This is a genomic window from Acidimicrobiales bacterium, assembly GCA_035316325.1.
Lineage (GTDB): Bacteria > Actinomycetota > Acidimicrobiia > Acidimicrobiales > VFJN01 > DASXTK01.
On the sequence record DATHJB010000116.1, the window covers coordinates 1 to 6,876 of the forward strand.

Annotated in this window: 6 protein-coding genes and 1 tRNA gene; 4 read left to right on the forward strand and 3 right to left on the reverse strand. The window is 68.9% G+C overall.

Annotation, left to right across the window (positions count from 1 at the left end; genetic code table 11):
* Positions 1-243 precede the first annotated feature (243 nt).
* Positions 244-1,821: a sigma-70 family RNA polymerase sigma factor gene (locus VK611_15445; GenBank protein HMG42728.1), complete on the forward strand. Its 1,578-nt coding sequence runs from the start codon at positions 244-246 to the stop codon at positions 1,819-1,821.
* A gap of 10 nt (positions 1,822-1,831) precedes the next feature.
* Here the strand turns inward: VK611_15445 and dcd are convergent, their stop codons facing one another.
* From dcd to VK611_15460, 3 genes are read right to left on the reverse strand one after another with little or no spacing between them, the layout of a single operon-like run.
* Positions 1,832-2,395, reverse strand: a complete 564-nt coding sequence (gene dcd / locus VK611_15450) for a dCTP deaminase (protein HMG42729.1) — start codon at positions 2,393-2,395, stop codon at positions 1,832-1,834.
* Positions 2,396-2,419: 24 nt separating this feature from the next.
* Positions 2,420-3,424, reverse strand: coding sequence for an RNA polymerase subunit sigma-70 (locus VK611_15455; GenBank protein HMG42730.1), 1,005 nt, complete (start codon positions 3,422-3,424; stop codon positions 2,420-2,422).
* A complete protein-coding gene (locus VK611_15460) occupies positions 3,421-4,197 on the reverse strand; it encodes an SDR family oxidoreductase (protein HMG42731.1) in 777 nt (258 codons plus the stop codon). The genes VK611_15455 and VK611_15460 overlap by 4 nt, the downstream gene beginning before the upstream one ends.
* Positions 4,198-4,276: 79 nt before the next feature.
* Between VK611_15460 and VK611_15465 the strand changes: the two genes are divergently transcribed.
* From VK611_15465 to VK611_15475, 3 genes are all read left to right on the forward strand, one after another.
* A tRNA-Gly gene (locus VK611_15465) sits at positions 4,277-4,347 on the forward strand.
* A 124-nt stretch (positions 4,348-4,471) separates the two neighbouring features.
* Positions 4,472-5,809 carry an ATP-binding protein gene (locus VK611_15470; GenBank protein ID HMG42732.1) on the forward strand — a complete coding sequence of 446 codons (1,338 nt, stop codon included), beginning with the start codon at positions 4,472-4,474 and terminating at the stop codon, positions 5,807-5,809.
* A 261-nt stretch (positions 5,810-6,070) separates the two neighbouring features.
* Positions 6,071-6,876, forward strand: an 806-nt coding sequence (locus tag VK611_15475) for a hypothetical protein (GenBank protein ID HMG42733.1), incomplete at its 3' end; no start/stop codon positions are given.

Consider the following 6,876-nt stretch of genomic DNA (forward strand, 5'->3'; position numbering starts at 1 on the left):
CGGCTCCTCACCCGCATCGCCTTCGGCTTCCACGGCCCCGAACCCCTCATCGCCCTCGCCATGCTCGCCCTCGGAGGCCACACCCCCCACCTCCCAGGCCGCCACTAACCCACGGATCCGCTCCGAGAGCCAGAAATCTCCCTCTGTGCCGCGAAAAGTCCGCCTACCGACCGAGTTTCTCGCGTTCGATCCGGACAGAGATGATCGCGTTACCTAGAGTCCGGGCCGTGGGACAGGCACAACATGACACCGACCGCGGTCTCCGACGCTGACCTTCTGGGTCAGGCACGCGACGGCGACGAAGCTGCGTTCACCGAGCTGTACGTCCGCCACCAGGCGGCGGCTCAGCGGCTGGCAAACGCCTACTCGCGTGCTGGAGACCCAGAAGACCTCGTCAACGAATCGTTCGAACGCGTCCTCGCCGCGCTCCGGCGTGGTGCGGGACCGACGGAGGCCTTCCGCGCCTATCTGTTCGTAACGCTCCGCCGGCTGGCCGCCGACCGCATCTCCCGGAGGCACGACGAGCCGGTCGAGGAGGTGCCCGAGCCGGTGCGCGCCGAGGCGCAGACGCCCGCGCTCGACCCGGCCGACCGCCAGCTCGTGCTGGCGGCCTACGAGTCGCTCCCCGACCGCTGGCAGGCGGTGCTGTGGCAGACGGCCGTCGAGGGACGCCAACCCCGCGACCTGGCGCCCACCCTGGGCATGACCGCCAACGCCGCGGCCGCCCTCGCCTACCGCGCCCGGGAGAAGCTGCGGCAGGCCTACCTCCAGGCCCATCTCCAGGCGTCGCCGCGCCCGGGCTGCGAGCCCCACCGGTCGCGCCTCGGCGCCTACGTGCGCGACGGGCTGAGTCGACGCGACCGCACCTCCACCGAAGGCCACCTCGACGACTGCGGCTCGTGCCGCGGCCTCGTCGGCGAGCTGGCCGACGTCAACCGCATGCTGGTCCGCTCCATCGCCCCGGTCTTCGCGGTCACCGCGACGCAGATCGCCGCGGCGGTCGCCACGGGCGGCGGCGTCACCTCGGGTGGATCGTCGCTGGCCCGGCGCCTGACCGACAAGGCACGTGCCAACCCAGCCGTCATCGCCGGCCTGGTGCTGGTGGCGGCGCTGGCGTTCGCGCTGATCTCCTCGCAGGGCGGCGACGAGTCGGCGCTGCCGAACACCGACGATCCCCAGGGCGACCCGGACCGCTCGGAGGTGTCGCCGGAGCCGCCGGACACGCCCGATCCGTCGGACCCCGATTCGCCCGAGTCGCCGGAGTCGTCCGACGAGGAACCGCCGCAGCTGATCGTGCCGATCGTGGCGCTCGACCCCACGTCGACCGTGCCCCCGGGGTCGCCGGAGCCCACAGCTCCGCCCCCCGCCGAGCCGGGCACGCCACCGCCGTCCTCGCCACCGGACACGCCGGGCGAGCCGACGCCGACCACGCCCCCCACGGATCCACCCACCACGCCGCCACCGCCCCCGACGGGGACGCCCTACCTGATGGTGGTGTGGCTCGATGACGTCGCCGAGCTGCGGATCACGTTGCACAACCCCACGTCGCAGCCCACCAGCCCGCTGGTGCTGGACGTGGAGCTGTCGACCGGGGCCTCGGTGCGGGCGCGGCCGACCGGCTGCGGCCTGCTCACCACGCTGCTGTCGGGGTCGTCGTGCGGGCTGGCGCCCGTGTCGCCCGGCCAGACGGCCACCGTGGTGGTGGGCGTCGACGTCGCCGGAGGGCAGCCCACGGCCCGGGTGTCGGCGTGCGAGGCCCGGCTCCTCAGCCTCGACTGCGAGGGCGGCCTGCTCGGCACCCTCCTCACCACCCTCATCTGACCGCGGGTGACTACTTGAAGTTCTCCCAGTAGCGGCTGGGGGTGGGGCCGCGCTGGCCCTGGTACTTCGAGCCCACCGCCGAGGAGCCGTAGGGCACGTCGGCCGGCGTCGTCATGCGCAGGAAGCTGATCTGGCCGATCTTCATGCCCGGGTAGAGCGTGATCGGCAGGTTGGCCACGTTCGACAGCTCCAGCGTGATGTGCCCGGTGAACCCGGCGTCGATGAACCCGGCCGTGCTGTGGATCAGGAGGCCCAGGCGCCCCAACGAGCTCTTGCCCTCGATGCGGGCGACGAGGTCGTTGGGGACGCCCACCATCTCGAAGGTGGAGGCCAGCACGAACTCGCCGGGGTGCAGGATGAAGACGTCGTCGGGCTCGATCGACACGAGCCGGGTGAGGTCCTCCAGGTCGGCCTTCACGTCGATGACCGGCATCGTGTGGTTGAGGAACACCCGGAAGAGGCGGTCGAGTCGCAGATCGACCGACGAGGGCTGGATGCAGCCCTCCTCGAGCGGATCGATCACGATGCGCCCCGCGGCGAGCTCCTCGCGGATGGTGCGGTCGGACAGGATCACGGCCGGCCACCCTACTGGCGTCGGTCAGGGGGCCGGGTCGCCGTCCTTGTCCTCGTCCTTCTCGTCCAGCGTCAGCGGGAGACCGAACTGCGGGAACAGCTCCGGTCCGAACGTGGTGATCTCGGCGATCTTCCCGTCGACCACCCGCAGCACGTCGAACTTGAAGGCCCGGAACTCGGTGTCGCCCCAGCGGCGCAGGTAGCTCGCCGCCGTCGGCATCCGGTTCGCCACGGTGGGCACCAGTCGCCAGTCGCCCTCCTGGCCCTCGCCGAAGGCGCTCTTCAACAGCGGCCCGATGGTGTCGAGGCCCTCGTAGAAGTAGGGGCGCGGCGGCATCGTGATGCGCAGGTCGGGCGACGCCGCGGCGAGCGCGGCCTGAGCGTCGCAGCGCTCGTGGGCGTCGATGAAGCGCTCCAGCAGCTCCCGGTCGTCGGCGGAGAGCCCGGTGCCCGGGGCGGACCACTCGAGCCGCTGCTCCGGCAGGTGCTCCTGCAGGGTGGCCCGGGCCCGCTGGAGGGCGCTGTTGGCGGCCGCGACGCTGGTTTCGAGCATGTCCGCCGTCTCGGCCGCCGTCATGCCGAGGACGTCGCGAAGCAGGAGGGCGGCCCGCTGGCGGGACGGGAGCACCTGGGTGGCGGCGAGGAAGGCCAGCTCGATGGTCTCGCGCCCGACGACAGCGGCGTCGGGCCCATCCTCGGTGGGGGCGATCTCGTCGAGCAGGCGGTCGGGATAGGGCTGGATCCAGGGGATCTCGGCGAACGACTGCCGCAGCTCGACAGCCCGGCGGTTGCGGCGGCGGATCATGTCGAGGGACACGTTGGTGGCGATCCGGTACAGCCAGGCCCGGAACAGCTGGTCGCCGCCGAAGTCGTCCCGGCCGCGCCAGGCACGGAGGAAGGTCTCCTGCACGGCGTCCTCGGCCTCGTCGAACGACGCCAGCATGCGGTAGCAGTGGACGTGCAGCTCGCGGCGGTGCTGCTGGGTGAGGCGCTCGAACGTCGCCTCGTCGGCGATGTCGGTGGAGCTCATCGGAGCACCAGCCCGGCGGTGGCGTTGAGGACGCTGCCGGTCATGCCGGAGGCGAGGTCGGATGCCAGGAACGTGGCGGCGCCGGCGACGTCGGCCAGGCGGGGTGCCCGGTCCATCACCGACATGCCGGCGATCATCCGCTCGATGGCAGCCGGGTCCCAGTCCTGGTTGGGGTCCACATCGGCGAGCTTGTCACGGGTGAGCGTGTCGGCGACGCCGGCGGTGTGGATGCCGCAGACCCGGACGCCGTGCGGGCCGAGCTCGGCGGCGAGGTAGCGCATGAAGCTCTCGACGGCGGCGTCGGCGGGGCCGGTGCTACCCATGCCGGGCATCGCCCCGTCGCCCGAGGCGGAGTTGAGGTGGATGACGACGCCGTGGCCCTGCTCGATCATCTGGCGGGCGGCGGCCCTGGCGGTGAGGAAGTTGCTGGTGAGGCCGATGGTGGTGGCTCGCAGCAGGTCGTCGGTGGTCATGTCGACGAGCGGGATGCCCTGCACGTCGCCCCGGGTGATGAGGTTGAGGGAGACGTCGACGCTGCCGGCCTCCGACACGACGTCGCGGACGTGCTGGTCGACGGCCGCCTCGTCGAGGGCGTCGAACACCGCTATGCCGGTCGCTCCGACGTCCTTGGCCGCCCGGTCGAGCGTCTCCCGGGTGCGTCCCACGAGGAACACATGGGCGCCCTCCTCCACGAAGCGGCGGGCGACCCCGGTGCCGATCCCCCCGGCCCCTCCGTAGATGATGGCGTTCTTGCCGTCCAGAAGCTTGGTCATACCCGTACAACGCCCGCCTACCCGAAAGCTCATCGGTCGCCCGATGACTCCCACCCCGGCTAGCCTGCAGCCTCGTTCTGCGGGTGTAGTTCAATGGCAGAACGGCAGCTTCCCAAGCTGCTAATGCGAGTTCGATCCTCGTCACCCGCTCTCGGCTCCAGCCCTGGTAGAGGCTGGGTAGACCGTGCCACAGCTGGCGGCTACCGCTGCAACCCCGGGGCCAGGGCCACAAATGGGCCACTGCGCCGCTGTCGCGGAGCGCGAATATGTCTCGATGGCTGGCTACGTGCCCCCGCAGCTTCACCCGCTCCTCGGCCGCGACATCGACGCGATTACGGAGGCCGACCTCGAAAGACTGGTTGGTGCTCCGGAGACCGAGTGGTTCGACGCCAAGCGCGACCCCTACGGCAACAGCGACGCACAGAAGCGCGAGCTGGCGAGCGATGTCGCTGCGTTCGCCAACCGACAAGGCGGCCTCATCATCGTCGGCCTCGAAGAGGACGGCAGCGGCATTATCACGGAACTGACACCGCTTGCGGAGGCGGACTTCGCTGGCGAGGAACTTCGCATGACCCAGATCATCTCGTCGCTGGTAGCGCCGGTGCCGACCTTCACGGTCTCCCGGATCGCGAGCCCGGACGACAAGGGCTACCTCATCCTGTCGATGCCACCGTCAGTGCGTCGACCCCACTGCGTCGCCGTGAACGCCGAGACCGTCCGCTACCCGCTCCGTGAAGGGACACACAAGCGCTACCTCACCGAGTCTGAGATTGCCGACTTGTATCGGAGCCGGTTCGCTGACGCGCGTACCCATGCCCACCAGGCGCAGGAACGACACAAAGCGATGGTCGAAAGCCTGGATCGGAGTGAGCGAGCGTGGCTGGTACTCAGCATCGAACCCGACTGGCCTGGCAGATTCACTGTCACACGCTCCAACACGAGCGAGCTACGTACATTCGGTCGCACGGAACGCGTGCAGTTCCCCACATGGTTCGGCTCGACCACCTACGACCCGTCACCCTCGTTCCGCTCGCTCGTGCTGTACGACGCCCAAGACCGTGTCTATTCGAGCACCGCCCGTCTCCATCTCGACGGCGGAGGATCGCTCGCCTACGGCTGGGAGTGGCGTCCCAGGGACGCGCTCGACGAGGGCCCGAAGGTTGCACGCATCGCAGACGAGGACATCGTCGGATGCCTCGTTAACGGAATATGGGCTCTGGCCCAATGGGCGATTGACTGGGCAGGCACCTCAGGAGAAGCCACACTTCTGGTCGAGCTGTATGCGCCCGAGCAGTACCCGATGACGTTGTGGCAGTACCGGTCGTCCTTTCCGGGAGAGTTGCATGGTACCCGTGCTCTCGATACAGACACCGGCCTCGTCACGATGACCGTCTCCCTTGACGAACTCCGCAGTTCGGGAGCCGCATCATTGTTGGCGGCACGTCAAGTGACCTCTGATCTTGAGAGTGCATTCGGGGTACTCGGACCACCGCAGGTCAGCCGAGACGGCGACGTGCGGTGGAAGTACTTCTACAGGGACAAGCACGTCTCACTGAAGCAGTGGGCTGAAGCGTGGAACGTCGAAGTTCTCGACGACGAGAACCAGGATTGACGCAGTATTGCACCCGACGATAGGGGCTCAGTCGGACGTTGGACCAGGCCAGATAGCGGTGGGAAGGATTCTCACCAGCCAGCGAATGAACTCGCGATGGAGTTCGATGTCGAGGGTGGCCGCGATGCGGACGTCGGCTTCGGTCGTGGCGTGTTGGTAGATGATCGCTGCCTGCATCGAGTCGTGGCCCAATGATCGGGTGCCACAGCCCGGTGGCGTCGGTGGGCTAGGGCGTGCTGAGCCCCATGAGAGCATGACGCCGTGACCCTGGTCCTCTCCCTGCACAGTCGAGACAGCCTGTGGCTCGTGGTCGACCGGCGGCTGTCATACGGCGGCCGCCGACCACCCATCGACGATGCGATGAAGGTCATGAACCTGGAGACCACCGACGGAGTCGGCCTACTCGGATACGCGGGCCTGGGTGCCACGCCCGGGGGCACGCAGCCGTCCGAATGGATGAGCGCCGTTCTGCGAGGGCGCGCAGGTCTGACGTTCGCGGAGTCCCTAGGCATTCTTTCGGCTGCCGCGAGCAGAGAGCTGCCGAAGTACCTGGCGCGAACGCCAAACGGCACGCACTCCATAATCATCCCGGCCTTCGTCCGAGGCCTCGGGTCCCGGCTCTACAGCATCGACAACGTGGTCGATCCCAAGTCGGGCCAGCACTCGCACCGCTGCGTGAGTCATCAGCGCGCCGCCGAGCCAGACTCGCCGAGTACCCGGCTCGCCTGGGGAGGAACGGGCGGCATCTACCTTGCTCAGAAGGGCCGGGCATGGCAGCGAGCCCTACTGAGCCTCGCCAAAGCACACGACCGCGGCAAGGTCTCCGCGCACTTGATTGCTGATCAGCTCGCGAAGCTCAACTATGAGGCTCACCAGAAGGTCCGTGACGGCAGCATCGGACCGAGGTGCGTCGTCGTCTGGCGCTGGCGGCCAGACGACGGGCGAGCCGCGGGTGCGGGGCACCAGTTCTACACGGGTGTTGACCGTGAGCGGGACTCGGGTGAAATGCCCACGATCAAGAACGGATTGGACCTCCAGGCCGTCATCGGAGTGGTGTCGAAGCAGTT